Raw genomic sequence first — 26447 nt, forward strand, 5'->3', positions numbered from 1 at the left:
CTGTCCCGTCTCGGCCTTCGGCATTCGCCGTATCGGCGACCGGATCGCTTTTAACCCTTCTCCGCCCCGCAGGTTCTGAATGAGCGAGATATCTCGTGCTGTGCTCGTGCTGGGCGGTGCGCGTTCCGGCAAGTCGGCATTTGCAGAACGTATGGTACTCTCATCCGAGGGGGCTGCCCATTACATCGCGACAGGGCGTGCTTGGGATGACGAGATGAGGTCGCGCATCGCGACTCATCGTCTCCAGCGCGGAGATCGTTGGATCACGCATGAGGAGCCGTTGAACCTCACTGAAGCGCTGAAAAGTCTTGACCATGCATCCAATACGATCTTGGTCGATTGCCTCACTCTCTGGGTGACGAACCTGATGATGGAGGAGGGGCGGGACGTCGAAGCCGCGTTTAAGCCGCTTATCGACCATGCCGCCGAGGCCCGAGCAAAAATCATCCTCGTATCAAATGAAGTCGGCCTCGGCATCGTGCCTGACAATCGCATGGCGCGGGAGTTTCGCGATCATGCTGGAAGGCTGCATCAGCAGATAGCCGCGATTGCAGCGGAGGTCTACTTCGTTGCCGCCGGTTTACCCCTCAAAATGAAGGGATGAATCCGTCGACACATCGACGGACGCATATCGGCTGGTTCATGCCACGCGATCCCACATCGAACATCGTGTTTCAGTTTCCGACTTCAACCTGCGGTCTTGATTTGGATCAAGGTCGCTTGGCCGTCACGGTGGCAAAGCTGCGACCGACGTGAAAGCATGTTAGCCGCTTCCGAGCTGGTTTCTTCGCTTCTCGTCATATCTGCTTTGACGTTGGGGGAAGCCAACAATGAACTCTACTTTAGGAATTGCGATGGTGGCCGTGGGGGCCTTCCTCGCTTTGCTCGGGGCGGCCTTCGCTCACGACAATCTCTTCGCCGCGCATATGTGGGTGCTGTTCTTCGTGCTGCTGATCGGCACGGTCGTGATGCTGCGCCGCGTCTCCTTCGCAACCGTCGATCCCGCAGTTCAGGCTCGCAAGAAGACTGAATATTTTGACGACGTTATCCGCTATGGCGTCATCGCCACCATGTTCTGGGGCGTGGCCGGTTTTCTGGTGGGTGTCATCGTCGCTCTCCAGCTGGCCTATCCTGACCTCAATATCCAGCCCTGGTTCAATTTCGGTCGCGTTCGTCCGCTCCATACCTCTGCCGTCATCTTTGCCTTCGGCGGAAATGCGCTGATTGCGACCTCCTTCTATGTGGTGCAGCGCACCTGCCGCGCGCGCCTGTTTGGCGGCGATCTCGGATGGTTCGTCTTCTGGGGCTACAACCTCTTCATCGTTATGGCAGCCACCGGTTATCTGCTTGGCATCACGCAGGGCAGGGAATATGCCGAGCCTGAATGGTACGTAGATATCTGGCTCACGATCGTATGGGTCGCCTATCTGATCACCTTTCTCGGCACCATTTTCATCCGCAAGGAACCGCATATCTATGTAGCGAACTGGTTCTACCTTGCCTTCATCGTGACAATTGCGATGCTGCACATCGTCAACAACCTGGCGGTTCCAGTCTCCTTCCTCGGCGTGAAGAGCTACTCGGTGTTCTCCGGCGTTCAGGATGCTCTGACGCAATGGTGGTACGGCCACAATGCCGTTGGCTTCTTTCTGACGGCTGGCTTCCTGGGAATGATGTACTACTTCATTCCCAAGCAGGTAAACCGGCCAGTCTATTCCTACCGCCTATCGATCATCCATTTCTGGGCTCTGATCTTCATGTATATCTGGGCCGGTCCGCACCACCTGCACTACACGGCTTTGCCAGACTGGGCGCAGACGCTCGGCATGGTGTTTTCCATCATGCTCTGGATGCCCTCGTGGGGCGGCATGATCAACGGCTTGATGACGCTTTCGGGCGCCTGGGACAAGCTGCGAACAGACCCTATCCTGCGCATGATGATCATGGCGGTCGCATTCTACGGCATGGCGACCTTCGAAGGGCCGATGATGTCGATCAAGGCCGTCAATTCGCTCAGCCACTACACCGACTGGACCATCGGTCACGTTCACTCCGGCGCGCTTGGCTGGAACGGCATGATCACCTTCGGCGCCGTCTACTTCCTCGTGCCGAAACTGTGGCACCGCGAACAGCTCTACAGTTTGGCGCTGGTCAACTGGCACTTCTGGCTCGCCACGCTCGGCATCGTCGTCTACGCGGCCTCGATGTGGGTTGCCGGCATCCAGCAGGGCCTGATGTGGCGTGAGTACGATGCTGAGGGCTTCCTGGTCTATTCCTTTGCCGAAACCGTCGCCGCCATGTTCCCATACTACCTGCTGCGCGCAACGGGCGGCCTGCTGTTCCTCAGTGGCGCAATCGTCATGGCCTACAACATCACCAGAACCATTCTCGGCCATACGCGTGAAGGGAACACCGGCAAGTCTGCAGCGCCCAAGCTGCAACCCGCCGAGTAAGGAGATCGATCATGTCTATCCTGGACAAACACGGCATTATCGAGCGTAACGCCACCTTGCTTCTGGTCGGATCTTTGGCTGTCGTCTCGATTGGCGGCATCGTCGAAATCGCGCCGCTTTTCTATCTGGAAAACACCATCGAGAAGGTCGAGGGCATGCGGCCATACTCGCCGCTCGAGCTTGCGGGTCGCAACATCTACATTCGCGAAGGCTGCTATGTCTGCCACAGCCAGATGATCCGGCCCTTCCGCGATGAGGTGGAGCGTTACGGTCATTACAGCCTTGCGGCGGAAAGCATGTACGACCATCCATTCCAGTGGGGCTCCAAAAGAACCGGGCCGGATCTCGCCCGCGTGGGCGACCGCTATTCGAATGAATGGCACGTCCAGCACCTGACGGCGCCGCGCTCCGTGGTGCCTGAATCGGTCATGCCGAGCTACGCGTTCCTGAAGACGACGCCGTTGCAGGTGACCAATGTTGCCATGGAACTCAAGGCAAACCGCACGGTCGGCGTGCCTTATAGTGACGAGATGCTACAGTACGCCGAAGCCGACATGAAGGCGCAGGCCGATCCCAATGCCGATACGACGGGTCTGGAGGCGCGTTACCCCAAGGCGAAGATCGGCGATTTCGATGGCGACCCGACGAAGCTGACTGAAATGGACGCTCTTGTCGCTTATCTTCAGATGCTCGGCACGCTGGTCGATTTCTCGACTTATGACGATGCAGCCGGCTATCGATAGGGGGAGATGCGATGGAAACCTATACCGCCATGCGCCACTTCGCCGATAGCTGGGGCCTGCTCGTCATGACGCTCTTCTTCCTCTGCGTCGTCATCTTCACCTTGCGTCCCGGCGGCGGTAAGACCGCCAAGGACGCCGCCAATATTCCTCTCAAGGAGGACTGATAGCATGTCGGATAAACACATAGACAAGATCAGCGGCGTCGAAACCACCGGCCATGAGTGGGATGGCATCCGTGAGTTGAACAACCCCATGCCCCGCTGGTGGGTGTGGACTTTCTACGCCACCATCGTCTGGGCCATCGGTTACACCATTGCCTTTCCCGCCTGGCCCCTGATCAGCGGAGCAACGCACGGCGTTCTCGGCTGGAGCAGCCGGGCCAGCGTGGCGACCGAAATGGCCGATGCCAAGGCAGCCCAGAACACCTATCTGGAGAAGATCGCATCCTCGTCGCTGCAGGACATTCAGACCAACAGCGAACTGATGCAATTTGCTGTCGCGGGAGGTGCTGCAGCCTTCAAGGTCAATTGCGTCCAGTGCCATGGCTCCGGTGCGGAAGGCGGCAACGGCTACCCCAATCTCAACGATGACGACTGGCTTTGGGGTGGCAAGGCCGAAGACATCTACACCACGATCACCCATGGGATCCGTTTTACCGAGGACTCCGAAACACGTATCTCGGAGATGCCAGCCTTCGATGACGTCTTGAAGAGCGACGAAATCCGGGCGGTTGCGGCTTATGTCGTTAGCCTCACCGGGACGCCGCATGATCCAGCGCTCATCGAGCCCGGCAAGCAGATCTTTGCCGACAATTGCGCTTCTTGCCATGGTGCGGATGCCAAGGGCAACCGCGATATGGGTGCTCCCAATCTTGCCGATGCGATCTGGCTGAAGGCACGTGGCGAGGAGGGCATCGTCGCTCAAATTCGCGCACCCAAGCACGGTGTCATGCCGGCCTGGGGCGAGCGCCTAGGTGATACGACCGTCAAGCAACTCGCGCTCTTCGTCCATTCGCTTGGTGGTGGTGAATAGATGAAGTCAAGATGGAGGGGGCGCGCGATGCGGCCCCTCTCTCTCTATTGATCGGACCAGACCGCAAGTTCGTAGCCGTCTTTGTCTTCGAAGTGGAACCTCCGTCCACCGGGAAAGTTGAATATCGGCACCGTAATTCTTCCGCCGGCATCCTCAACGCGTGTTCGCGCAGCCTCGATATCATCGGCAAAAAGAATAACGAGCGCACCGCCTTTAGCATTCACAGGCGCCGTGGTGGTGAAGCCGCCTGTGAGACGGCCATCCGAAAACTCGCAATAGGCAGCACCATAATCTTTGAAGGTCCATCCAAATGCTTTACCATAAAAGGCCTTCGAGACCTCGATATCGCCGACGTTGAACTCGATGTAGTCGATCCTGTTGTTGCGGCTGCTCATACGGTTCCTTCGCTCTTTTCAAGAATGTATTTCAACATTTTCAGATCGGCCATGACGGCGGCTGCATCACGCTCATGATCCGCATCGGTCGTGCCAGGCAATCTCAGGACGGTAAACGTTACTTCCGCCCCGTCACCATTTGGTGTCACCCGTAGCGCGTTATAGACATCAATGCCATCTGGAAGCGTGACCACGTGGTCGACGACGCCGAGGTCGTTTGGTTTAGCGAAGTGAACTCGGACGTCGCCCAAAGGACCGGAGGCGATCCAGTCCTCCCCGTCCTGCCTCAGCCCGCTTGCTAAACCCGCGGCCCACAGCGGCATTTTCTGTATGTCCGAGGCAAAGGCATAAACATCCCGCCATGGCCGGTCGATCGTCGTGTGGACGATCCGTGAAATCATCGTCGCCATCCTACCTCTCCAATCCACAGTGCCTGCGCCACTTTGTCCCTGCTTGACCTAAGTCAAGGATGATGAACCCTCGAAATGCCAAAACGCAAGCACAGAAACGGACCTTGCGATCATGAACCTTTATACCGCCGGCAACACCGGGAATGGCTCTGAGCCAGTCGAGAGGCTGAATGCCGAGCCGGTCAATTCTGCCAAGAACAGAAAGCCGCTCTACGAAGCGCGCAAGAAGATTTTTCCCAAGCGGGCAGAGGGAAAGTTCCGCCGGTTCAAGTGGATCGTCATGCTGATCACGCTCGGCATCTATTATCTGATTCCATGGATCCGTTGGGATCGAGGACCTTATGCACCTGATCAAGCCGTGCTCATCGATATCGGCAGCAGACGGTTCTACTTCTTCTTTATCGAAATTTGGCCACAGGAATTCTACTACGTCGCGGGGCTGCTGGTCATGGCAGGTTTCGGGCTGTTCCTGCTTACCTCGGCTGTCGGTCGCGCCTGGTGCGGCTATACGTGTCCGCAGACGGTCTGGGTCGATCTCTTTCTGGTTGTCGAGCGCGCGATAGAAGGCGACCGAAACGCACGAATGAAGCTTGATGCCGCGCCTTGGAGCGCCCAGAAGCTCGGCAAACGTGTTTCCAAGCATCTGACCTGGCTGGTTATCGGTGTGCTGACAGGTGGGGCGTGGATATTCTATTTCGCAGATGCCCCAACGCTCCTCAAGCAGTTCGTGACGGGTCAAGCGCCGATGGTCGCCTACTACACCGCGGCGATCTTGACGGCCACGACCTATGTCTTCGGCGGATTGATGCGCGAACAGGTCTGCACGTACATGTGCCCCTGGCCCCGTATCCAAGGCGCGATGCTGGACGAGTATTCGCTCGTGGTGACCTATAATGACTGGCGCGGCGAACCGCGTTCGCGCCACGCCAAGAAAGTGCTTGCTGCCGGTGAGCCTGTGGGGGACTGCGTGGACTGCAATGCGTGCGTTGCCGTCTGTCCCATGGGAATCGATATTCGCGATGGTCAGCAGTTGGAATGCATTACCTGTGCGCTCTGCATCGACGCATGCGACGGTGTCATGGACAAGGTGGGCAAGCCGCGTGGCCTGATCGCTTACGCCACGCTACAGGAATATGATGCAAACATGGCGCTTGCGACCGGCGGAGGTGCGCATGCCATTCGCCCCGGTGCCGTCCGCAACCATGACGGCAGCTTTGTCAATTCTATCCGCCATTTCGACTGGCGCATCATTTTCCGCCCGCGCACGATCTTCTACATGACTGTCTGGTGTCTCGTCGGTGTCGTGATGCTGGTCACACTTGCAACACGCGAACGCCTTGCGGTCAACGTTATCCATGACCGCAATCCGCAATATGTGCTGGAATCGGATGGTGCCATCCGAAACGGCTATACCGTGCGGCTTCTCAACATGATCGCCCAGCCACGCACCATCAAGCTGTCGCTGGAGGGGTTGCCCGGTGCGGTGATGAAGGTCAACGGCCTTTCAGACGACGCTGCGCGCAGCTTCGATATCAAGGTCAAGCCGGATGAGGTGACGAGTCTGAAGCTCTTCGTCACCATGCCCGCCGGTGATGAAAAGTCCGCTATCGCCTTCAACTTCATCGCAGCAGATGCCGAAAATGCAGAGAGCGCCAATTACAGAGCTGTCTTCAACGCGCCGGGAGCAAGAAAATGAATACAGACAGACAGGAAAAGCCGGGCTTCGTCTTCACCGGCTGGCACATGCTCACCGTCATGGTGCTATTCTTTGGCACGGTGATTGCCGTCAATGTCACCATGGCGTGGAATGCGGTTTCCAGCTGGAGCGGCCTTGTGGCGCAGAACACCTATGTCGCCAGCCAGCAGTTCAACCGCAAGGCGGAAGCTGCCAAGGCGCGTAAGGCAAGCGGAATTGTGGGTCGTCTTGAACTGCAGGGGGAAGAGATCGCTTACGAGGTGACCCATCCTACAAAGGGACCGGTCGATACGGACTCGGTGACACTGAATTTCCGTCGCCCAGTTGGAGAGAAGCAGGACTTTTCGCTCGTGCTGGAGAAGCAGTCCTCGAACCGGTTTTCAGCCCACCACCAGCTCGCAGCGGGTGATTGGATCGTCGAGGCTGTTGCCGTCAAGGATGGTAATATCATCGTTCATGAAGGCAGCCGGATCGATATCGCCGGAGGTGTGAGATGAGCTGCTGCGCTCCTGGAGCAGAAGGCACTCTCGACCAGGCCGGATTGCGAAACACATTACCGTCGTCCGAGGAGATGATGCTGGCAAGTCGCAGTCTGGGGCATGGACTGCGGCAGATCGATCTGTCTGTGCCAGGCGTCCATTGCGGCACCTGCATCACCATGATCGAGACCACCTTGAAAAAAATGCCTGAGGTGGAGCGAGCACGCGTCAACCTGGCTTCGAAACGGGTTTGTATCGTTTGGCGGGAAGAGACGGGCACCGTTCGGACAGATCCCGGTGATCTTGCAAAAGCCATCGCCTCGACGGGATATGAAGCGCATCTGTTTGGGAGCGCTGAAGACGCATCGGACGCCTTGAGAAACCAGTTGATTCGTGCCGTGGGTCTTACCGGATTTGCCGCAGCCAATATCATGCTGCTGTCGGTATCGGTCTGGTCGGGTGCGGATGCCGCAACTCGGGATATGTTTCACTGGATATCCGCGCTGATTGCAGCGCCCGCTCTGATCTATGGTGGGCGGTTCTTCTACCACTCCGCCTATAATGCCTTGCGGCATGGACGCACCAACATGGATGTGCCGATAGCCTTGGCGATTACGCTCTCTTATGCTGTGTCTCTGTGGGAAACCATGCAGAGCGGTAGTCACGCCTGGTTCGATGCTACTGTCTCTCTTCTGTTCTTTCTACTGATTGGCCGTACGCTCGATCATGTCATGCGCGATCGCGCTCGTTCGGCCGTTGCCGGTCTGGCAAGGCTTTCGCCACGCGGCGCGATGGTGATCCTGGCTGACGACACGCGTGAATATCGCCCGGTTGCCGAACTGGTGCCAGGTGACGTCGTATTGGTGACCGCAGGTGAGAGAGTGCCGGTGGACGGAGTGATCGTAACCGGTAGCAGCGATATCGACATGTCCATCGTCAACGGCGAAAGCGCAGCCAGGATCGTTCACCCCGGCGATAATATCCAGGCGGGTACGTTGAACCTCACCGGGCCCCTGACGCTAAAGGCAACGGCACTTGCACGTGACTCCTTCCTTGCGGAAATCATCGGCCTGATGGAAGCTGCCGAAGGGGGCAGGGCGCGCTACCGCCGTCTGGCAGACCGCGCTGCGCAATATTATTCGCCAGTCGTCCACCTTCTCGCCCTGGTGTCTTTCGTCGCGTGGGGCGTATTGGGCGGAGATTTGAAACAGGCTATGTTGATCGCCATCGCCGTTCTCATCATCACCTGCCCATGCGCGCTCGGCCTGGCTGTTCCCGTTGTGCAGGTCGTGGCAGCCGGTGAACTGTTCAAGAATGGCATCATGGTCAAGGACGGTTCGGCCATGGAGCGGCTGGCCGAGGCGGACACCGTGCTTTTCGACAAGACAGGCACTCTGACACTCGGTCGGCCCCGTCTGATCAATGGCATGGAGATTTCGCAAGAGGCTTTGCGGATTGCAGCCGGGCTCGCGGCCAATTCCCGTCATCCCCTGTCTCGGGCGCTTTACACATCTGTAAGCGGTGCTCTGCCGGTTTTCCCCCATACTCGGGAAGTGCCGGGGTGCGGGGTCGAGGCGAAAATGGAGCGAGGTTTTTACCGGCTCGGCAGCAGACGCTTTTGCTGTCCAGCAAGTTCAAACCAGGCGACTGCCGATGCATCGTCGGAAGTCGTATTGTCGCTGAACGGTGACGAACTTGCCTGCTTCCGCTTCGAGGATCGAATAAGGCCCGGCACCGCTCAGACTGTTACGGCCTTGTCACGCCTGGGGGTGGACCCGGAGATCGTTTCTGGAGACAGGCCGGCCGCCGTGAATGTTCTGGCAAAAAAGCTTGGGATCGAGCGCTGGCATGGCGGCCTTACCCCTGTCGACAAGGCGCGTCGTTGTGAAGAACTGGCCGCCGCAGATCGAAAGGTTCTGATGGTGGGAGACGGGATCAACGACGCCCCGGCGCTTGCCGCGGCGCATGTCTCAATCGCTCCGGCATCGGCGGCGGACATCGGGCGCCAGGCAGCCGACTTCGTCTTCCTGCGCGAGGATCTGCGTTCGATAGTCTTTGCTGTGGACGTATCGCGCCGGGCAGGGCGGCTGATACGGCAGAATTTCGCGCTCGCCATCGGCTACAACATCATTGCCGTCCCAATCGCGCTCGCAGGTCTTGCGACACCGATGATCGCGGCGATTGCTATGTCGACATCATCGATCATTGTCGTGACGAACGCGTTACGCCTCAGCGGATTTGAACGAAGAACGGCCCGCAAACTTCCTGCGAATGATATCGATCTGTCCATGACAAAAGGGCCCAAGACCGCATGAATATGCTCGCTTATCTCATTCCAGTGGCGTTGTTTCTGGGAGGTCTTGGTCTCTTCGCCTTCCTCTGGTCACTGAAAAGCGGCCAATATGAGGATATGGACGGCTCTGCCTGGCGGGCGCTGGAGGATGGCGATGATAAACCTATGGTCTGATGTCTGCACTTTACCCAATGCGAATAAAGCACTTCGACTGAGCAACCAGCGTCATCAAAATTTAACCGTTTAAATCCGCTGTCGCCTTGCCGTTTACAGGTTAGAGTGCCAAAACAGGCGCCATCAAATGCAAAATGGAGACACATCCGTGGAACAGGCAGAAATCGGTTTGATCGGTCTTGGCGTTATGGGTTCGAACCTGGCGCTCAACATCGCGGAAAAAGGCAACAAGATTGCCGTTTTCAACCGGACCCCGGAAGCAACGAAGAAGTTCTATGCGGAAGCAGGCGATTTGCAGGGGCAGATCATACCTTGTGAAACTATCGAGGACTTCGTTGCCGCCATTCGCCCGCCACGCCCGATCATCATCATGATCAAGGCTGGTGAACCTGTCGATCAGCAGATGGAAATTCTAAAACCCTATCTCGAGAACGGCGACATCATGATCGATGCGGGCAACGCCAATTTCCGCGATACGATCCGCCGTTTCGACAATCTCAAGGATAGTGGCCTGACCTTCATCGGTATGGGTGTTTCCGGTGGCGAAGAAGGAGCACGTCATGGTCCGTCGATCATGGTTGGCGGCACCGAGGAAAGCTGGAAGCGCGTCGAAAAGGTGTTGACGTCCATTTCTGCCAAATACAACGATGATCCGTGCGTGGCGTGGCTCGGCAATGACGGCGCCGGTCACTTCGTCAAGACGATCCACAACGGCATCGAATATGCCGATATGCAGATGATTGCTGAAATCTATGGCATCTTGCGGGACGGCCTGAAGCTCAGTGCCGGTGAAATTGCTGACGTCTTTGGCAAGTGGAACAAGGGCCGCTTGAACTCCTACCTGATTGAAATCACGGAGAAGGTGCTGCGCGCCGCCGATCCTATCAGCGGCAAGCCGATGGTTGATCTGATCCTCGACAAGGCAGGACAGAAGGGCACCGGTAAGTGGTCTGTCATCGAAGCACAGAATATGGGCGTCGCCGCGACAGCAATCGAAGCCGCGGTTGCCGCGCGTATCCTGTCTTCCCAGAAGGATGAGCGCGAATCTGCAGAGAAAATCTTCGGCCTTCCGAAGGCTCTTGCCGCACCGGCGGACAAGCAAGCCTTCATCGACGATCTCGAAAATGCGCTTCTCGCCGCTAAGATCGGCGCTTATGCACAGGGCTTTGCCGTGATGGCCGCAGCCTCCAAGGAGTTCGGCTGGAACCTGCCCATGCCGACCATCGCTCGCATCTGGCGCGCTGGCTGCATCATCCGCTCGCAGTTCCTGGATGAGATCACATCGGCCTTCACCAAGGATCCGCATGTCGCAAACCTGATCGTCACGCCAGCTTTCTCCAAGATGGTTCAAGACACGGATGCGCCGCTTCGCCACGTCGTCTCGCATGCGATCCTGTCTGGACTACCGGTTCCGGCTCTCGCATCGGCGCTTGGCTACTTCGATGCCTATCGCCGTGGCCGTGGCACGGCAAACCTCATCCAGGCGCAGCGCGACTTTTTTGGCGCGCATGGCTTCGAGCGTACGGACGGTGTGGATAAGCCTCACGGTCCATGGGGCAGCGGTCTCGATATCTTTGCAAAATAAAACGACAAGGCCCGCTGAAGCGGGCCTTGTTTTTTCCGGTATTGAATATGTTGTAGATCTGCTTACGTGGCCCGAGCGCCTCTGTTTAAAACAGAAACGCTCCAGAGATCTCAGTGGGCTGCCTTGCCCTGGCTGGCTGTCAGCATTCTCGAGGCACTGATCACAAGTTTGCGCTCCGCACGTTCCTGTTGCGGTGTGCGATTGTAGATTTCGCGATAACACTTGGAGAAGTGCGAGGCAGAGACGAAACCGCAGGCAACCGCGACTTCCACCACCGGCATGGCCGACTGCACCAGAAGATGACGTGCTCGATCAAGCCTGATCTCAAGGTAGTAGCGTGCAGGAGAGCGGCCCATTTCCTGGCGGAAAAGCCGTTCTACCTGCCTGCGTGAAAGATCGGCGTCCTCAGCAATGTCGAGAAGGGAAAGCGGCTCGGACAGGTTGCTTTCCATGAGTTCGATGATCGACAGAACTTTGTCGTTTTGGACGCCGAGACGGGCGCGAAGCGGCAGACGCTGGCGATCGTGAGGATTGCGCACGCGATCCGTCAACTGTTGCTCGCAGACCCGGTTGACGAGATTGTCGCCGAAATCCTGCCCGATCAGGTTGAGCATCATATCCAGGGAAGCCGTACCACCGGCACAGGTATAGATGTTGCCGTCGATCTCATAGAGATCTGCATAGACCTCCACCTGCGGGAAGGCTTCCGAGAAGCCAGGAAGATTCTCCCAGTGGATCGCACAGCGCTTACCATTCAGCAGTCCCGCCTGGGCAAGCACATGTGCGCCCGTACAGAGGCTGCCAACGGCAATTCCGCGATTGTTGACCTCACGCAACCAGGCGTTTACCGACTTGTTGACATATTGGTCGATATCAATCCCGGAACAGACCAGAACCATGCTCGGGCGGTTCTCGCCGCTGATGCACTTGCGCTCATCGGCAAGAGAGGTGTTTGCTTCAAGAGCGATCCCGCTGGACGAAATGACTTTCTGCCCATCGAGAGAGGCCAAGCGCCACTCATAGGCATCGTAACCCAGCATACGATTGGCGATACGCAACGTTTCCACTGCCGCCGTAAAAGGCAACATCGTGAACTGGGGAACCATGAAAAATACAATTGAACGCTTCTTGGGAGTTTTGCTCATTATGACCATGCTCCATTTTGCGGAATAACAATTTCTTGCTTGGAAAAGCGTCTCGTTATGTTCCTGGTGCGACATCTTGATGGATGGGTACGACATCTACAGGTCCATGTCAAAAAAACATGTCGCGAGGTGAGGTTGACAAAAGCCAATATCTGGTTTGCGACATGCGAGCCCACGATGTTTTGCATTTTATTAATATTGTTTTCAAATTTGTCCCGCATGCTTTCACCCTCGTCGCCTAATTGCGCGTTCTGTTGACAAAGATGGGACGGCGGAGGTCGAATTGCCGCCGTTCTTGGGTGCCACAGCAGGTAACGGCCTAGCCAAAAGCTGACCGTTTAAGCTTAAAGCGGAGTATTGCGTATGCAGGAAGCTGGCCTGACGGTATTGGTCGTTGAGGACGAACCCATTATTCGATTTGCGCTCGTAGATGCCTTGGAAGAAAAGGGCTACTGCGTGCTGGAGGCTTCCAACGTTTTGGAAGCCGTCGGCATCATCGGCAAGGTGGAGCATATCGCGGCTGTGGTCACAGATATCGATATGCCCGGTGGACTGACCGGACTTGATCTTGTTGAAATTCTCGACAAATCACAGCACCAGATCGCAGTGGTGGTCACCTCAGGAGGGCATGGCCCTGACGGGCTGACACTTCCAGCAGACGCGCGCTTTTTCAGTAAGCCCTATCATTTCGACGACATCCTGTTCGCCTTACGCTCGACCATTGCCGCCAAGGCGAAACTTATGAAGAAGCGGCGCGGGTTTCGTCTCGTTCGTGCCTGAGCAAAACTGCGCAAAGCTGTTGCACGACGCTGCTTCTTTGTGCTGTGCGTCGGGTCTTCGCAAGTATGAGGCAAGAGTAAGGAACTATCGGCCGGTCGCGTTGCGAACCTAATGATAGGCAAAAAAAGAAGCCGGAGCGATGCTCCGACTTCTGCAATGGCTTACAAGATCAGGTCGATCAGGCCGCGCGCAGCAGTATCAAGCTGCGACCCTCCATCGTATAGGTCTGCGAATTGGCGATCTGATTGCCATGGACAGCTGGATCGGCCGTCGTCAACTCCGTGGTCCACCCATGCTCTACTTCCGGAAGCTTGAACTCGACATCGCCATCATGCGGGTTGAACAGGATAAGCACATCGTTCCACTCCTCGTTATCGGACGACTTTTCGCGGCTGAGCCGCAGACCAAGTGTCGTGCTTCCAGGATCGTCCCAATGTTCCGGCTTCTGCTCACCGCCGCCAGGGTTCAGCCATGTCACGTGAGTGCCGTCATGCCAGCTGTCACGGCGAAGGACTGAATGCGACTGGCGCAATTCTATGAGGCGGCGAGTAAAGTCACGGAGGGTGTCGGCGCTTTCCGGCAAACCTTCCCAATGCACCCAGCTCAGATCGCTGTCCTGGCAATACCCGTTGTTGTTGCCCATTTGGCTTCGCCCGAATTCATCGCCGGCAAGAATCATCGGTGTGCCGTGGGACAGGAGAAGCGTTGCCAGAAAATTGCGTTTCTGGCGATCACGCACAGCGTTGATACCTTCGTCGTCCGTCGGACCTTCGACGCCGTAGTTGAAACTGCGGTTGTCGCTATGACCGTCCTTGTTGTCTTCGCCGTTCGCCTCATTGTGCTTCTCATTGTAAGAAACGAGGTCGTTCAAAGTGAAGCCGTCATGAGCGGTAATGAAGTTGACGCTGGCCCAGGTCTTGCGTCCGCGCAGGTCATAGACATCGCCTGAACCGAGTACGCGCGCAGCGAAGTCACCCGCCGTGCCATCCTCATCCTTCCAATATTCGCGCACAGTGTCTCGGTACTTGTCGTTCCACTCTGCCCAGCCGGGAGGGAAGCCGCCGACCTGGTAACCGCCAGGCCCGATATCCCAAGGCTCGCCAACGAGCTTCAGGCGCGACAGAACTGGGTCTTGGCCCACCGCATCGAAGAAACCGCTCCTTTGATCGAAGCCCTCTGGTTCACGACCGAGAATGGTGCCGAGGTCGAAGCGAAATCCGTCGACACGCATGTCTTCGGCCCAGTAACGGAGAGAGTCGGTCACAAGCTGAAGAACGCGCGGATGGGATGTATTGACCGTGTTTCCGGTGCCAGTGTCGTTGATGTAGTAGCGCGGCTGGTCGGGCAGGGTACGGTAATAGGAGAAGTTGTCTATGCCTTTGAAGGACAGGGTCGGGCCGAGTTCGTTTCCTTCCGCGGTGTGGTTATAGACGACATCGAGAATGACCTCGATATTGGCGTCATGAAAGGCACGCACCATATCGCGAAAGCCAGCCATCGCCCGTGGGCCGTGATAGCGGGAAGCCGGCGCAAAGAAGGCGAGCGAGTTGTAACCCCAGAAGTTCTTCAGACCCTTATCCAGAAGATGGGAATCATCAGGGAAATAATGAATCGGCAGTAGTTCGATAGACGTGATGCCCAGGCTTTTTATGTAGTCGACGACGTCCTTGTGACCGAGGCCCTCATAGGTCCCCTTCAACTCTTCAGGCAGAGCGGGATGCAGCTTGGTGAAACCCTTCACATGGGTTTCGTAAAAGATGGTCTTCGACCACGGAATACTGGGCCGGTTATCGCCGCTCCAGTCATAGTCTTTGGGGTCGATCACGCGGCACTTTGGCATCTTGGATGCGCTGTCGGCCTCGTTGAAGGACATATCCTTGTCTTCGCTGTTAAGGTCGTATCCGAATTGCTCCTGACCCCATTCAATCTCGCCGACAACTTCCCGCGCGTAAGGATCGACCAGCAACTTGTTCGGATTGAAACGATGACCGTTTTCCGGATCGTAAGGCCCATATACCCTGTAGCCATACAACGCGCCGGGCTTCAAGCCTGGGATATAGCCGTGCCAGATTTCGTTGGTGAATTCAGGCAGCGTAATGCGCTCGATTTCAGTGTTTCCTGTGTCATCGAAAAGGCAGAGTTCGACCCTTTCGGCGCAGGCACTGAAAAGTGCGAAGTTTACGCCTTCGCCATCGAAATTGGCGCCCAGGCGAGTAAAGTCGCCGGGCCGAATGCTGGAGCCAAACTGGGGCATGGATTTCCTCATGATGAAGTGACATGGGGAAACTGACGTCTTGCGCCTTTGTTCCGCGCTGCAAAAAAATGGCCCGCGGGAACATCCGGCGAGCCACTCATTGCTTTTTATGTGTGCTGTTTAAGCGGTTACTGCTCAACGGCGGATGGTGTCGTTCACGGGCCATCCAATGTCCTTCAATGTATCCATGGGCAAGCTTTCGAGGACGCGACGATTTTGCCTTTGCCGCCATGATGCGTGAAGACGAAACGCAAGTTCTGTAAGGCGTAAGAGCCATTGAGGAGAGCGCAGGCGAAGCGAACTGCCGCTTTCCTCGTGCTGGATTATCATCGTCATTTCAATACTCCTTTGTTTCAGTGTCGGTGACAGAACAGCTATGCGCACCGACGAGTCATCAATCAATTGAATGGCAGTGATGCTACTCATGATATTTTGTGTTGCGATATTCAGATGGGCCGGGTGTTCGGCTCTGCTTGATGAACAGAATGGCGTTGGCTTGACATTCAATCAAACGAAATGATATCGATATATCATTCAGAAAAATTGACGGACACGGTCATGACTGTTTCATTTCGCCAGCCGCTTCCCTTGCTTGACAATGACATTCTGCGAACATTCGTGGCGATTGCAGAGACGGGCAATTTCTCGACCGCGGCGGAAGCCGTGTTCCGCACGCCATCCGCCGTGTCAATGCAGATCAAGAAACTTGAGGAGCAGTTGAAGACCACGCTTTTTTTGCGTGATGCTCGATCTGTCACGCTGACGGCCCATGGCGAAACCCTGCTGACCTATGCAAGACGAATGATTGCGCTGTCGAACGAGGCCGTGTCTCGGTTCGTCATGCCCGAGTTATCTGGTGTGGTGAGGCTGGGCGCGCCTGACGATCTTGGCCAGCGTGGCCTCTTGCCTGGCATTTTGAAGCGCTTTGCCGAAGCCTTTCCAGGAATCATGGTCGATGTCACGATCGATTCCAGTTCTCAGCTATATAAGCGCGTGGATGAGCAACGGCTCGATCTGGCGCTGGTAAATTGCGCTTCACATCCGCTGAGAGACACGGGTGAGGTTCTAATGCGCGAAAGATTGGTTTGGGCGGGAGCAAAATGTGGAACCGCACATCTCCGAGAGCCTTTGCCGATTTCTATATGGGAGGATGGTTGCATCTGGCGATCCGAGGCGATCAACGCATTGGAAAAGCGTAGCCGACCCTATCGCGTCGCATATTTGAGTGGCCACACCCTTGCCCAGAGAGCGGCAATCGAAGCCGATCTCGCGATTGCTCCATTGCCACGGTCCTACATCCAGAACGATATGATCGTCCTGGGCGAGAAGGAAGGGTTGCCACCGCTTGGCAGCTTTGACATTCGCCTGATCATGACCGACAAGGTGTCGCGTCCGATCCAGGCGGTCGCCGACAGCATTCGCAATGCCTTTCGCGATGTTGCGCAGGCAGCGCCCGCCGCTTAAGTCCGCGAAGGTTTCGCGCTCACGTTTTTTTGAAAATGGCTGGAACTGCTTTTGCATCGCGGCGTTGATCATCCGTCTAGGATGACGCCTGCACCGTGCAGGCCTTAGGGGAGTATATCAATATGACGACACGTGCTTTTGCAACCGTTGCTGCTATTCTTGTTACGGTCGCGACCTTGAGTTCTTGTGGCAACACCATCCGCGGTATGGGCCGCGATACGGCAAACGCCGTGGATGCGACGCAGGATGCTGGACGCCGAGTGGATCACGCAGCGCGCCGTTGATATCGCAATCAACGTGAGCGTACAAAGCCGACGATCGCTCGTCGGCTTTTTCGTTTATGGTTCAGGCAGCTTTCTTGGCGAGCTTCGAACCTGCGCCTTTTGTGCCGGCAGCCTTCACCGATTTCGCCGATATGGCCTTAGGTGGGACGAGGCTAAGGACCTCGACGGCAAGAGCTTGGGCATTCTCGCACGCCTTATCCAGATTGCTGACCCGTTCAGGGTTCATCATATGCGGAGCACCGCCAGTGACGAACATGTCGCGATAGGCAGCGCGTTCGACCAGCGGAATATTCAACACTCGCACCATCCTCTCGGCCAGCAATGTTTTAACCGCCTGCATTGATCGTGTGGTGATGATTGGACTGATACGCGTGAGAATCACTGAATGCGGAATGTGGATATCGCACTGGTCGGCGAGGTCCTTCAGGAGACCAAGCACCTGGGCTCCACCCACTGCATCCATCGCACAGCCCTGAACCGGAATGAAAACGTGGTTGGCAAAACCGATCGCCTTCGCCAAAACGGGCGATTGTCCGCCAGGCATATCGATCAGAATATAGCCACCGCGTTTCTTGCTGTCCTTGATGTGGCTTTCGATTGTGTCGTCAGTCACGTCGGAAATCACGGACAGATTCTTCTGAGGCTTGGTGAGACCGTGCCACCTCGATGCCCATCTCTGTGGGTCGGCATCCAGAAGTGTGACGCGGTGTCCCTGCCGCGCTAGCTCGCTGGCGATGATCACGGCAGCCGTTGTTTTTCCTGCGCCGCCTTTGGTATTTGCAAACGTAATGATTGGCATTGTCTGAACCCCTGATGATATGTTCGAGCCTTATCATCGCCCTTAATAAATACCCGCACCGTCACGAGGCGGGACGCATTTGTTGTCTGATTGTAATGATGCGGCCTCAATTCAGACGGAAAGACTGTCTGGAAAGATTCTGTCTGTTCGTTTTTTCCTGCAGCGCTTTTAGCGCCCCAGCAATAGAAACGACGATTCTGTACTTGCGCCAAGGGGAAACATGCGCCGCTTTGTAATATATTTTTTGTCGTTATTTTTTGCTTCTGAGGTAAACGGTACCGGATTACCGAGCTACTGCCAGCGAATCGACCATGCCGGGGCTGCCTATACAGTCTGCAGTTTCGATCCGCGGAAGTCCGATATAAGGATCTACAGTCGTGACGAGGTAAGCGCTGCATCCTATGGCAGCTTCGCCGCGCTTTCTTCAGCCCTATGGCGTCAGCACCGCTTCATGGTCTTTGGGATGAATGGCGGAATGTATCACAACGATATGTCTCCGGTCGGTCTGTTCATCGAGAACGGGACTGAGAAAACGCGGATCAGCACCAGTGGCGGATGGGGAAACTTTCACATGCAGCCCAATGGAGTATTCTTCATCACCGATGGCGAGGCAGGCGTTGCCGAAACCAGCGCTTATCTCAACACCGATCTCCGGCCCCAATTTGCAACGCAGTCAGGTCCGATGCTGGTGATAGACGGTAAGCTCCATCCGCGTTTTCTTCCCGACAGCGACAGCTTTAAGCGACGCAATGGGGTAGGAGTCTCACCTGATGGTATCGTGCATTTCGTCATATCGGAAAAGCCGGTGCGCTTTTACGACTTTGCCACTTTGTTTCGAGACAGGCTGAACACGCCAAATGCACTTTATCTCGACGGCACTATTTCGAGCGTCACCATTCCAGCCATTGGAAGAAGAGACGATCTTTTTCCAATGGGACCGATCATCGCTGTCGTGGATCGCGTGCCGGATTTATAGCGGTGCTTTGGGGTAGGCCTTTTCCAGCCCGCCAGACTTTGCTACGCCAGCCCTGAAAGACGCATAAGCGGGATGCTGGCTGCTCTTGGCAATTTCATGCAAACGAATCTGAAGCCGGGCAGGGGCGTTTCCTCCAAACCACTTGCCGCATTTTTCCAGCTTGAGAGCGTTGAGGAAACGCGACTGGGTTTCCCGGTCGAGAAAAATCAACAGCCCTTCAAGAAGGGCTTCGTCCTGAGTCGGATTTTCCAGAAGCAGTGTCAGCCACGCCTGGTCTTCTGCTCCAAGCGTTGCGATCTTCGAGGCGACTGTTTCTCGATCCGGAAAGGTTGACGACGCGCTCTGCATGATTCCCCGCTCTGATTTAAGTATCAATTTCGGTAAGCTACAGACCGGCGTATTTCAAGCTGCCCATGCCATGCGCGGCAGTATGCTTGAGGGAAGAAGCCACATAATATCTTACGCTATTTACACTTTGGACCGAATTGAGACATCGTCCTCAAACGCTGCTGGAAGAGCGTATTGGTAAGCGATTGTTTTTTCTTAGACCTATGCACTCAACGTATGGCAGCTTACCGGATTCGCCTTGGTTTAGCCTTTTTTTGCAATTGCCTTCGTCACACATTTTTAATAAACGGTAGCGCAACGGGACGCGCTGCAAAAGCCACCGTAGAGTGAACACGCTGGAGTAATCATGGAAGAAACCGCTCAGAAATCTTGCTGGGGCGTTACGTTGCGCGCGCTTGCAGGCTTTGCCGCATTTCTCGCATTGACCTATCTTTTCGGTACGCCATAAGCATCTCACTTTTTAAAAAGTTTTTTTACAGAACAGCGTGGACTCTCCCAAGAGCCGCGCTGTTTTCTTTTGGCGATGGCAGAATGTTGCCATAGCGCTTCCGACACAGTTTTGGCCGCTTTTCGGTATGGTTCGTGGCGCGAGGTTCCGATAGACTCGCGCCAATAGGTCTATACATAGGGCATACCAGAATGTTTCTCTCCGTCTTCGACGTGTTCAAAATCGGCATCGGCCCTTCCAGTTCTCACACGATGGGGCCCATGTCGGCCGCCAATCGGTTTCTCGATCTGATATTGTCTGATGACTGGCCGCGTCCTTCCGGCGCAACGATCTCGGCGATCAAGGTCAGCCTGCATGGCTCGCTTGCTTTCACCGGCATTGGCCACGGTTCGGGCAGGGCGGTCGTGCTGGGTCTGACGGGTGAAAAACCCGATCAGGTCGATCCGGACGCCATGGATGGTATCATTGCCGAAGTCGAGTGCGAAGGTCGCGTTACGCCGCCTGGCCATCCGTCCTACGCTTTTCGGCCAGACGAGGATCTGATCTTCGATAAGAAAAACCCGCTTCCCGGCCACGCCAATGGCATGACGTTTTCCGCCTATGACAATCAGGGCCGGATGCTGTTGAAGCGCATCTACTACTCCGTGGGCGGCGGTTTTGTGGTGACCGACACAGAACTCGAGGCTGCGCGTAAGCGCGGCAAGACCGTCGATAACGGCCCCAAGGTGCCATATCCCTTTTCCACGGCGAAAGAGATGCTGGATATGGCAGCGCGCTCGGGCCGCACCATTGCTCAGATGAAGCGCGCCAACGAAGAAACGGTAATGAGCCGCGAAACCTTGAACATGCGCCTGGACCAGATCTGGGAGGCCATGAATGGTTGCATTGAACGTGGATTGAAGGGCGAGGGCATTATGCCGGGCGGGCTCAAGGTTCGCCGCCGGGCGCGCTCCATTCACGACAAGCTCAATGCTGAATGGCGCAGCAACAGGCTGAACCCGGTTCTCGCCAATGACTGGCTGAGCGTCTACGCGATGGCGGTCAATGAGGAAAACGCCGTGGGCGGTCGGGTCGTCACGGCGCCGACCAATGGCGCAGCCGGCGTCGTGCCTGCGACTGTACGCTACTTTCGCCATTTCCACGAGGATGCTTCTGTCGAGGACATTCGTGACTTTCTCCTCACGGCAGCGGCAATCGGCGGCATTATCAAGCACAACGCATCGATTTCGGGCGCAGAAGTTGGTTGCCAGGGTGAAGTCGGTTCCGCCGCCGCAATGGCAGCCGCGGGCCTTGCAGCCGTTATGGGAGGCTCTCCTGCCCAGGTTGAGAACGCTGCGGAAATCGCGCTCGAACATCACCTCGGTATGACGTGCGATCCGGTGGCCGGGCTGGTGCAGGTTCCCTGCATTGAGCGAAATGCGCTAGGCGCGGTGAAGGCTGTCACGGCTGCGTCTCTCGCCCTCAAGGGCGATGGCGAACACTTCGTTCCGCTCGACGCCTGTATCGAGACGATGCGTCAGACCGGCAACGACATGAGCGAGAAGTACAAGGAAACCTCGACCGGTGGCCTTGCGGTCAATGTCGTGGAATGTTGACGTTAGCATTGTCATCTTTTTGACGGGCGCTTGACGCGTCCGTCGAAACGGCATTGATAAGCGGCATGGCTCTACATCTGATTAAACTTTGCGTCGGCGCGGACTCTATCGACGATCTTCGCGAATGGGTATCTCAGCGCTCCCTTACTGCAATCGCGGCTGGACTTGAGCCGCACAGCGTCCACACCACGCGCATGATCCCTAAACGGATTGAAGAGTTGTTGGACGAAGGCTCTCTCTATTGGGTGATCAAGGGGCAGGTACAGGCGCGCCAGAAGCTTCTTGATATTCGCTCCTTCACAGGCGCAGACGGCATTACGCGATGCGATCTCATTCTCGGGCCGGAAGTGATCGAGACCTCGCCGGCACCGAAGCGGCCCTTTCAGGGATGGCGCTATCTCAAGGGTGAGGAAGCGCCGCGTGATCTTGCGGGCAGTGATCTTTCACAAGATCTTCCCTCGGACTTGCGGCGTGAACTCGCCGAACTCGGGCTTCTCTAGGGTGAAAATAAAAAGCCGGCTCCGGGGGCAACGGAGCCGGCCTTTGGCACGATCGACACGGGTTGAGGCGATCGGCCATGAACCGCTGTCATCGCAGCATCATCAGTTGTTGATGCCTGCAACAGCACTAACGTTGCGGCCATCCTGAACTTTGACCCAACGGCCTGGATTAGAGGAGTCCTGGCGCTTGAGATAGGTGTACTCCGTCTCAGACCAGTCCATGACCTTGTTGCGCAGATTGTCGAGAATGAAATCACCACGATCGGTCCGGACGGTCAGCACGGCATGGCCTGAACCATTTGGTTGCAATACCACGGTGATCAGCAGATTGGATGCCGCGATGCCTTTGCTCATCAGCATCTTGCGCTTCAGCAGCACGAAATCCTCGCAGTCTCCGGCTGTTGTGGGATAAGCCCACCGCTCTTCGACGCCGTAGATTTCCATGTCCGTTGCAGGCGTAATCGTCGTGTTGACGGTATAGTTTACGTCCAGAATTGTTTTCCAGGCCTCTTCCGTCAGCTTCATCGGGCCCATGTCGGCGGAGGTCGGCTTACATTCGCTCTGGTAGGTCTGGCAGAATTCATAATGCCCAATGGGCGGGTTGGCTTTACCAATGATCCGCATTGCAGCTCCTGGAGACGCTTCTGCCTGTGGGGCGAATGCGCCAATCGTCAGTGCTACTACGGTCAGTCCCAAACGGCTGTATTTTTTCATATCTTGTCTCCCCGTTGTGAGGAAGACAATGCCAGCGACACTTTGATCGCACGCAAAAAACGGCGCTCAAATTCGAGCTTAAATTGAGCAAAAACAAAGGCTTATTTGATGCGTTTTTGAAGCTGTTTTGATTTAAATTTTAGCTTTTCTGTTAGTTCAATAATTTGGAGTGGCGAGAAAACCTCCCGTTTTCTTGGAGGCCGGGCCGAGTCAGGGTTAATACGAAAGGCAAAATAAGAGCCTGAGAGATGGTTTTGCGATGAGTGACACTCATAGTTAACCATGAAAATATGACTCTTTAGTGGAGCTATCGGTATAAATTCATTCAAAAGTTGTGCTTAAGAAGAGATTTTGTGAGAATTTTTGTACGTTTTCTCTGGAATTTTTTTTGAGAATCCCGTTTTGAAGCAGTTGCCGAGGCAGGGGGGGACGCCTTGCACGAGTGGCGCGTGATCCGAATGCGCCATGAACATGCGCAGGCGGGTCCGGACATGAGGCATGTCGCGAGGAATCAAAAAACCGGCGAACAGTCGTCGCCGGTCGTAAAACGTTGATCGTGAGGATGTGTTAGAGAAACTCGATCAGCGCGTCTCGAGACTGGATGCTATCGAACTCGATCGCCACACCTTCCATGAAGTGGCGGACAATGCGGCCACCCATCGTTCCCAGCCGCACGGTCGTACCGATTGCAGGGCGATTTTCAATCTCGATTGCGGCACCCGAAAGGGAAAGGTCAATGATGCGGCAGGAAACGGTGTTGCCGTCATTCAGCAACAAGCTGGCGTTGGGGTGGCGGGGTGTAAGACGGTCGTGACGTCTGTCTTCTGGGAGGCCAAGAGACTGGCGCTTGGCGATCCATGCCAATTGCGCTGCAAGCTTTTCTCGCTTCCGTTCCGTCGCCGCGATAGCGATGCAGAAGCCGTCGGGCGTGAGTTGCGTAACCTTGCCTTCTACGCGTCCGATATGCTGCAGGTAAATGATGATCCGGTCATTGCGGCTCGGCCTGGCAAAGCAGGTCAGTCTGGCGCTTCCTGCGGTCATTTCGGTCGCGGTGCAATCATACTCCTCCTCATTTGGAAGCATCAAGCGTCCAGGCAGACCGACGCTCACCGGCGGTTCGGCGACGTCGACTGGTTTTGGGGAGTAAGTATGAGCTAAATTTGAAAACATGGCCTGCGCTATGTTGCATGAGTGGAAGAATAGCTCTGTGTACTATGCGCGGGTTAACAGACAGTTGTGTTGTACAGCAATATCGGGGCGTTATAGCCACGCCTAATCGGCAAAATTCAGGATCGACTGTATCGTTTTGATCCACAACTGTTCTGTCACGGGAGAGACTTCGGAAGCAGGCAGACTTTATCTGCTCATTAATCCCGCATCACCAGCAATCATTGGACTGCCGCAAGGATTATCAACCGGGTCTGGTCGACCGTGCCACACCCGCTTTTATTTGAGTTAGGGTTCCTATAATGGTCTGATCGGCTCACGCGACAGGAAATGGAATACCAAATGACGCATCATGAAGGTGGAGAACAGCAAGAGCAATCAGACCAGCCGCCACCGCGTCAGAAACAACCGGTCTTCAACCTTCCCTTTATCTTGGTGGCTGTGTTGGGGTTCATGATCGCGCTTCAGGCCGGTTCGACCTATCTGATGTCGGACGAGATGTATGGTCAGTTCCTCTTTACTTTCGGCTTCATACCCGCGCGCTACACCGTTCCGCTGTCACAACAGGGGCTTGAGTGGCTATGGACGCCACTGACTTATTCCTTTCTCCATGGTGGCGTAGAGCACATCCTGTTCAACGGACTGTGGCTTATGGCGTTTGGAGCACCTGTTGCACGCCGTATCGGTACAGCACAGTTTGCGGTGTTCTGGGTGGTTTCGGCGGCGATGTCCGCCTTCGGTCATGCCGCGCTCGACTGGGGAAGCGTCACTGTTCTCATCGGTGCCTCCGGCGTCGTTTCGGCACTTATGGGAGCTGCCTGCCGCTTCGCCTTCCCGCCGCGTGGACAGCGCTACCACCCGGCCTTCGGGCACACGTTGCCTCGCCAGGGCATCATTGAGGCTCTATCCAACCGCACAGTCCTCATCTTCACGGTCATGTGGCTGGCCGGTAACATTGTCGTCGCTTTCGGTGTTCCTCTTTTTGGCGATGTCGGTGGCGCGGTAGCCTGGGATGCACACATATTCGGCTTCTTCTTCGGCTTCCTCTTCTTCGGGCTGTTTGATCGCAAGCCGGTCGATTTATAGTCTGCTCCATCGATTGAAACGGTCTGAATGGTTTCGAATCTTTATGGGCGAACGGAGGCTATAAGATTTCAAAAGGCTGTTGCTTTCCCCTCTCAGGCAGAGCAAAAATTTGTTGACGGTGGGTCGCGTTCGGGAGGAAACTGGGCAGGGACAACCGGCAGCAATGAAAAAGGGAGGTATGCATGCCGATATTTGTCAAAGAAATTCTGGATCTCAAAGGACGAGAGGTCGTCACGGTCGACCCGGATATGACGCTGGCCGATGCTGCCGTGACGCTTTATGAGCATCGTATCGGAGCCGTGGTGGTGACGGATTATAATGGCGCAGTTCTTGGTATTTTCACCGAACGCGATCTGGTTCGCGCTGTCGCCGCCAAGGCTTCCGCCGCCATGGAGACGCGTGTTGCCGACGTGATGACCAAGAACGTCACACGCTGCACGGAGGAAACAACCACCGACGATCTGATGGAAACGATGACGGGCGGCAGGTTCCGTCACCTGCCTGTTGAAGCCGATGGTCGTCTGGCCGGAATCATATCTATCGGTGACGTGGTCAAGGCGCGCATCGGTGAGATCGAAACCGAAGCGGCGCACATCAAGGCTTATATCGCCGGCTGATCAACGCATGAAATATGAGGCAGGCCGCTCGGTCTGCCTTTTGCTTCATGGTTGGAATACCTGTTGCATGCGCTTCATTTCAGGAATTCTGGAGCGTGTTTCCTCATAGCCTTGATCGATGGCTTCCGCAGCGCGATGGAATTCCGAAAGACCGATATGGCTGATGCGCGGATGAAGGGTCAGGTCCGGCGGATCGCCAGCAAGCCGTGCGCGCGAAATCCGGTCCTGAATGATATTGAACGCCTGAACCATAACACCGGGAAGCCCTATTCTCGACGTTGCGGCAGTGGGTGTTGGGCTTTCGCTTCGATCGTGTTCGGAACCAGCGCCGTGCTTCACGACCGCAGAGCGACCGAAAATATCGTAGTTGAGGTTGACCGCCACCACGAGAGCCTGCTCATAGGCGCGGCATACCGATACGGGGACAGGATTGACCAGGGCGCCATCGATCAACGTCCTGCCATTGCAGCGCACCGGCTCGAATATACCGGGCAGAGCATAGGATGAACGAAGCGCGGTGATCAGGTTGCCCTGGTGAACCCACACTTCGTGGCCGGTGCGCAATTCCGTTGCGACGGCGATAAAAGGATGTTCGAGATCCTCGATATTGAGACCCTCGAGATGCTCCTGCATCCGCTTGGTCAGGCGCATACCGCCAAACAGTCCGCTACCGCCGATCGTGAGGTCCAACAAGCCGGCGATGCGCCTCATGGTAAGAGAACGCGCAAATTCTTCAAGTTCGTTCAGCTTTCCGGCGAGATAGCACCCACCGACGAGCGCCCCGATCGACGTGCCTGCAATCATCCCGATCTTGACGCCGGCTTCGTCAAGCGCACGAAGCACGCCGATATGCGCCCATCCGCGTGCTGCCCCTCCGCCAAGCGCAAGCGCGATGCGGTTGGGCGGTAATGCTGACTTTGGTTTCGGCGCGAGTTTTTCCAGGGTATCGAGCGTGTTCGCGGACGACGGATTGTCGCGGTTTATTCCCCATCCAAGCATTCGATCTCTCC

General features: G+C 56.0%; 28 protein-coding genes. 18 read left to right on the forward strand and 10 right to left on the reverse strand.

The annotated features are described in order from the left end of the window. Positions 1-79: 79 nt before the first annotated feature. The 5 genes from cobU to ccoP all read left to right on the forward strand — a co-directional run bounded on the left by cobU (position 80) and on the right by ccoP (position 4228). On the forward strand, positions 80-604 hold the full coding sequence (gene cobU, locus ACQZ5M_RS00180) for a bifunctional adenosylcobinamide kinase/adenosylcobinamide-phosphate guanylyltransferase (RefSeq protein WP_449078803.1): 525 nt from the start codon (positions 80-82) through the stop codon (positions 602-604). Positions 605-830: 226 nt separating this feature from the next. After that, positions 831-2453, forward strand: a complete 1623-nt coding sequence (ccoN, locus tag ACQZ5M_RS00185; protein WP_449078804.1) for a cytochrome-c oxidase, cbb3-type subunit I — start codon at positions 831-833, stop codon at positions 2451-2453. Positions 2454-2464: 11 nt separating this feature from the next. After that, a complete protein-coding gene (ccoO, locus tag ACQZ5M_RS00190) occupies positions 2465-3196 on the forward strand; it encodes a cytochrome-c oxidase, cbb3-type subunit II (RefSeq protein ID WP_296077266.1) in 732 nt (243 codons plus the stop codon). An 11-nt stretch (positions 3197-3207) separates the two neighbouring features. Next, positions 3208-3360 carry a cbb3-type cytochrome c oxidase subunit 3 gene (locus ACQZ5M_RS00195; RefSeq protein WP_296018344.1) on the forward strand — a complete coding sequence of 51 codons (153 nt, stop codon included), beginning with the start codon at positions 3208-3210 and terminating at the stop codon, positions 3358-3360. A gap of 4 nt (positions 3361-3364) precedes the next feature. Then, complete coding sequence (ccoP, locus tag ACQZ5M_RS00200; RefSeq protein ID WP_296077263.1) at positions 3365-4228, forward strand: cytochrome-c oxidase, cbb3-type subunit III; 864 nt, start codon at positions 3365-3367, stop codon at positions 4226-4228. Between the two features lie 44 nt (positions 4229-4272). On the opposite strand, the gene ACQZ5M_RS00205 is transcribed toward ccoP, so the two are convergent. Further along, positions 4273-4623 (reverse strand): VOC family protein, encoded by a 351-nt coding sequence (locus tag ACQZ5M_RS00205; RefSeq protein WP_296036666.1) that lies wholly within the window; start codon positions 4621-4623, stop codon positions 4273-4275. Further along, positions 4620-5033: an SRPBCC family protein gene (locus ACQZ5M_RS00210; RefSeq protein WP_296077259.1), complete on the reverse strand. Its 414-nt coding sequence runs from the start codon at positions 5031-5033 to the stop codon at positions 4620-4622. The genes ACQZ5M_RS00205 and ACQZ5M_RS00210 overlap by 4 nt, the downstream gene beginning before the upstream one ends. Before the next feature lie 112 nt (positions 5034-5145). Between ACQZ5M_RS00210 and ccoG the strand changes: the two genes are divergently transcribed. The 5 genes from ccoG (at position 5146) to gndA (ending at position 11260) form a co-directional block, all read left to right on the forward strand. Then, on the forward strand, positions 5146-6729 hold the full coding sequence (gene ccoG / locus ACQZ5M_RS00215; RefSeq protein ID WP_296077257.1) for a cytochrome c oxidase accessory protein CcoG: 1584 nt from the start codon (positions 5146-5148) through the stop codon (positions 6727-6729). Further along, entirely contained in the window at positions 6726-7226 is a 501-nt protein-coding gene (locus ACQZ5M_RS00220) for a FixH family protein (protein ID WP_296077254.1), read from the forward strand. Before ccoG ends, ACQZ5M_RS00220 begins: the two co-directional genes overlap by 4 nt. Then, positions 7223-9523: a cation-translocating P-type ATPase gene (locus tag ACQZ5M_RS00225; protein ID WP_296077248.1), complete on the forward strand. Its 2301-nt coding sequence runs from the start codon at positions 7223-7225 to the stop codon at positions 9521-9523. Before ACQZ5M_RS00220 ends, ACQZ5M_RS00225 begins: the two co-directional genes overlap by 4 nt. Next, positions 9520-9675, forward strand: coding sequence for a cbb3-type cytochrome oxidase assembly protein CcoS (gene ccoS / locus ACQZ5M_RS00230; protein ID WP_296077245.1), 156 nt, complete (start codon positions 9520-9522; stop codon positions 9673-9675). Before ACQZ5M_RS00225 ends, ccoS begins: the two co-directional genes overlap by 4 nt. A gap of 148 nt (positions 9676-9823) precedes the next feature. Next, positions 9824-11260, forward strand: a complete 1437-nt coding sequence (gndA, locus tag ACQZ5M_RS00235) for an NADP-dependent phosphogluconate dehydrogenase (protein ID WP_296077242.1) — start codon at positions 9824-9826, stop codon at positions 11258-11260. A gap of 110 nt (positions 11261-11370) precedes the next feature. On the opposite strand, the gene ACQZ5M_RS00240 is transcribed toward gndA, so the two are convergent. Then, positions 11371-12405, reverse strand: a complete 1035-nt coding sequence (locus ACQZ5M_RS00240) for a GlxA family transcriptional regulator (RefSeq protein ID WP_296018327.1) — start codon at positions 12403-12405, stop codon at positions 11371-11373. Positions 12406-12768: 363 nt separating this feature from the next. Here ACQZ5M_RS00240 and ACQZ5M_RS00245 point away from each other — a divergent pair, with 363 nt between their 5' ends. Continuing rightward, positions 12769-13185 (forward strand): response regulator, encoded by a 417-nt coding sequence (locus ACQZ5M_RS00245; RefSeq protein WP_296036652.1) that lies wholly within the window; start codon positions 12769-12771, stop codon positions 13183-13185. Positions 13186-13363: 178 nt separating this feature from the next. Here the strand turns inward: ACQZ5M_RS00245 and glgX are convergent, their stop codons facing one another. Continuing rightward, positions 13364-15439: a glycogen debranching protein GlgX gene (gene glgX / locus ACQZ5M_RS00250; protein ID WP_449078805.1), complete on the reverse strand. Its 2076-nt coding sequence runs from the start codon at positions 15437-15439 to the stop codon at positions 13364-13366. Positions 15440-15574: 135 nt separating this feature from the next. Then, positions 15575-15775, reverse strand: coding sequence for a hypothetical protein (locus tag ACQZ5M_RS00255; protein WP_296018320.1), 201 nt, complete (start codon positions 15773-15775; stop codon positions 15575-15577). Between the two features lie 180 nt (positions 15776-15955). Here ACQZ5M_RS00255 and ACQZ5M_RS00260 point away from each other — a divergent pair, with 180 nt between their 5' ends. Both ACQZ5M_RS00260 and ACQZ5M_RS00265 read left to right on the forward strand, forming a co-directional pair. Then, positions 15956-16903, forward strand: a complete 948-nt coding sequence (locus ACQZ5M_RS00260; RefSeq protein WP_296018318.1) for a LysR family transcriptional regulator — start codon at positions 15956-15958, stop codon at positions 16901-16903. 122 nt (positions 16904-17025) lie between these two features. Further along, positions 17026-17187: an entericidin domain-containing protein gene (locus ACQZ5M_RS00265; RefSeq protein ID WP_296018316.1), complete on the forward strand. Its 162-nt coding sequence runs from the start codon at positions 17026-17028 to the stop codon at positions 17185-17187. Between the two features lie 61 nt (positions 17188-17248). Here the strand turns inward: ACQZ5M_RS00265 and ACQZ5M_RS00270 are convergent, their stop codons facing one another. Next, on the reverse strand, positions 17249-17986 hold the full coding sequence (locus tag ACQZ5M_RS00270) for a ParA family protein (protein ID WP_449078806.1): 738 nt from the start codon (positions 17984-17986) through the stop codon (positions 17249-17251). A gap of 220 nt (positions 17987-18206) precedes the next feature. On the opposite strand from ACQZ5M_RS00270, the gene ACQZ5M_RS00275 reads away from it, so the two are divergent. After that, positions 18207-18962: a phosphodiester glycosidase family protein gene (locus tag ACQZ5M_RS00275; RefSeq protein WP_296077233.1), complete on the forward strand. Its 756-nt coding sequence runs from the start codon at positions 18207-18209 to the stop codon at positions 18960-18962. Here ACQZ5M_RS00275 and ACQZ5M_RS00280 read toward each other — a convergent pair. After that, on the reverse strand, positions 18957-19310 hold the full coding sequence (locus ACQZ5M_RS00280) for a hypothetical protein (RefSeq protein WP_296036641.1): 354 nt from the start codon (positions 19308-19310) through the stop codon (positions 18957-18959). The two genes, ACQZ5M_RS00275 and ACQZ5M_RS00280, sit on opposite strands and share 6 nt — an antisense overlap. Before the next feature lie 639 nt (positions 19311-19949). Here ACQZ5M_RS00280 and ACQZ5M_RS00285 point away from each other — a divergent pair. Beyond that, positions 19950-21353, forward strand: a complete 1404-nt coding sequence (locus ACQZ5M_RS00285; protein WP_296077230.1) for an L-serine ammonia-lyase — start codon at positions 19950-19952, stop codon at positions 21351-21353. A 65-nt stretch (positions 21354-21418) separates the two neighbouring features. After that, positions 21419-21853 carry a DUF1489 family protein gene (locus ACQZ5M_RS00290; protein ID WP_296077225.1) on the forward strand — a complete coding sequence of 145 codons (435 nt, stop codon included), beginning with the start codon at positions 21419-21421 and terminating at the stop codon, positions 21851-21853. Positions 21854-21955: 102 nt separating this feature from the next. Here ACQZ5M_RS00290 and ACQZ5M_RS00295 read toward each other — a convergent pair whose 3' ends face one another. Further along, on the reverse strand, positions 21956-22567 hold the full coding sequence (locus ACQZ5M_RS00295) for a transglutaminase-like cysteine peptidase (RefSeq protein WP_296036637.1): 612 nt from the start codon (positions 22565-22567) through the stop codon (positions 21956-21958). Positions 22568-23134: 567 nt separating this feature from the next. Then, positions 23135-23737 (reverse strand): PilZ domain-containing protein, encoded by a 603-nt coding sequence (locus ACQZ5M_RS00300; RefSeq protein WP_296016479.1) that lies wholly within the window; start codon positions 23735-23737, stop codon positions 23135-23137. Between the two features lie 339 nt (positions 23738-24076). Between ACQZ5M_RS00300 and ACQZ5M_RS00305 the strand changes: the two genes are divergently transcribed. Both ACQZ5M_RS00305 and ACQZ5M_RS00310 read left to right on the forward strand, forming a co-directional pair. Next, positions 24077-24820, forward strand: coding sequence for a rhomboid family intramembrane serine protease (locus tag ACQZ5M_RS00305; RefSeq protein ID WP_449078807.1), 744 nt, complete (start codon positions 24077-24079; stop codon positions 24818-24820). 182 nt (positions 24821-25002) lie between these two features. Further along, the gene (locus ACQZ5M_RS00310) at positions 25003-25437 is read left to right on the forward strand and encodes a CBS domain-containing protein (RefSeq protein ID WP_449078808.1); all 435 of its coding nucleotides are present in this window, start codon (positions 25003-25005) and stop codon (positions 25435-25437) included. 45 nt (positions 25438-25482) lie between these two features. Here the strand turns inward: ACQZ5M_RS00310 and ACQZ5M_RS00315 are convergent, their stop codons facing one another. Beyond that, entirely contained in the window at positions 25483-26436 is a 954-nt protein-coding gene (locus tag ACQZ5M_RS00315; RefSeq protein WP_449078809.1) for a patatin-like phospholipase family protein, read from the reverse strand. Positions 26437-26447: the final 11 nt, after the last annotated feature.

Source organism: Rhizobium sp. 22-785-1 (assembly GCF_053521965.1).

Bases quoted from the DNA above. Each gene is read 5' to 3' on its own strand.
- ccoP (WP_296077263.1), top strand. From the start codon at position 3,365: ATGTCGGATAAACACATAGACAAGATCAGCGGCGTCGAAACCACCGGC.
- ACQZ5M_RS00295 (WP_296036637.1), bottom strand. From the start codon at position 22,567: ATGAAAAAATACAGCCGTTTGGGACTGACCGTAGTAGCACTGACGATT.
- ACQZ5M_RS00265 (WP_296018316.1), top strand. From the start codon at position 17,026: ATGACGACACGTGCTTTTGCAACCGTTGCTGCTATTCTTGTTACGGTC.
- ACQZ5M_RS00305 (WP_449078807.1), top strand. From the start codon at position 24,077: ATGACGCATCATGAAGGTGGAGAACAGCAAGAGCAATCAGACCAGCCG.
- ACQZ5M_RS00240 (WP_296018327.1), bottom strand. From the start codon at position 12,405: ATGAGCAAAACTCCCAAGAAGCGTTCAATTGTATTTTTCATGGTTCCC.
- ACQZ5M_RS00275 (WP_296077233.1), top strand. From the start codon at position 18,207: ATGCGCCGCTTTGTAATATATTTTTTGTCGTTATTTTTTGCTTCTGAG.
- glgX (WP_449078805.1), bottom strand. From the start codon at position 15,439: ATGCCCCAGTTTGGCTCCAGCATTCGGCCCGGCGACTTTACTCGCCTG.
- cobU (WP_449078803.1), top strand. From the start codon at position 80: ATGAGCGAGATATCTCGTGCTGTGCTCGTGCTGGGCGGTGCGCGTTCC.
- ACQZ5M_RS00220 (WP_296077254.1), top strand. From the start codon at position 6,726: ATGAATACAGACAGACAGGAAAAGCCGGGCTTCGTCTTCACCGGCTGG.
- ACQZ5M_RS00255 (WP_296018320.1), bottom strand. From the start codon at position 15,775: ATGACGATGATAATCCAGCACGAGGAAAGCGGCAGTTCGCTTCGCCTG.
- ACQZ5M_RS00245 (WP_296036652.1), top strand. From the start codon at position 12,769: ATGCAGGAAGCTGGCCTGACGGTATTGGTCGTTGAGGACGAACCCATT.
- ACQZ5M_RS00260 (WP_296018318.1), top strand. From the start codon at position 15,956: ATGATATCGATATATCATTCAGAAAAATTGACGGACACGGTCATGACT.
- ACQZ5M_RS00300 (WP_296016479.1), bottom strand. From the start codon at position 23,737: ATGTTTTCAAATTTAGCTCATACTTACTCCCCAAAACCAGTCGACGTC.
- ccoG (WP_296077257.1), top strand. From the start codon at position 5,146: ATGAACCTTTATACCGCCGGCAACACCGGGAATGGCTCTGAGCCAGTC.
- ACQZ5M_RS00195 (WP_296018344.1), top strand. From the start codon at position 3,208: ATGGAAACCTATACCGCCATGCGCCACTTCGCCGATAGCTGGGGCCTG.
- ACQZ5M_RS00315 (WP_449078809.1), bottom strand. From the start codon at position 26,436: ATGCTTGGATGGGGAATAAACCGCGACAATCCGTCGTCCGCGAACACG.
- ACQZ5M_RS00310 (WP_449078808.1), top strand. From the start codon at position 25,003: ATGCCGATATTTGTCAAAGAAATTCTGGATCTCAAAGGACGAGAGGTC.
- ACQZ5M_RS00205 (WP_296036666.1), bottom strand. From the start codon at position 4,623: ATGAGCAGCCGCAACAACAGGATCGACTACATCGAGTTCAACGTCGGC.
- ACQZ5M_RS00280 (WP_296036641.1), bottom strand. From the start codon at position 19,310: ATGCAGAGCGCGTCGTCAACCTTTCCGGATCGAGAAACAGTCGCCTCG.
- ACQZ5M_RS00290 (WP_296077225.1), top strand. From the start codon at position 21,419: ATGGCTCTACATCTGATTAAACTTTGCGTCGGCGCGGACTCTATCGAC.
- ccoN (WP_449078804.1), top strand. From the start codon at position 831: ATGAACTCTACTTTAGGAATTGCGATGGTGGCCGTGGGGGCCTTCCTC.
- ccoS (WP_296077245.1), top strand. From the start codon at position 9,520: ATGAATATGCTCGCTTATCTCATTCCAGTGGCGTTGTTTCTGGGAGGT.
- ACQZ5M_RS00210 (WP_296077259.1), bottom strand. From the start codon at position 5,033: ATGGCGACGATGATTTCACGGATCGTCCACACGACGATCGACCGGCCA.
- ACQZ5M_RS00225 (WP_296077248.1), top strand. From the start codon at position 7,223: ATGAGCTGCTGCGCTCCTGGAGCAGAAGGCACTCTCGACCAGGCCGGA.
- ccoO (WP_296077266.1), top strand. From the start codon at position 2,465: ATGTCTATCCTGGACAAACACGGCATTATCGAGCGTAACGCCACCTTG.
- ACQZ5M_RS00285 (WP_296077230.1), top strand. From the start codon at position 19,950: ATGTTTCTCTCCGTCTTCGACGTGTTCAAAATCGGCATCGGCCCTTCC.
- ACQZ5M_RS00270 (WP_449078806.1), bottom strand. From the start codon at position 17,986: ATGCCAATCATTACGTTTGCAAATACCAAAGGCGGCGCAGGAAAAACA.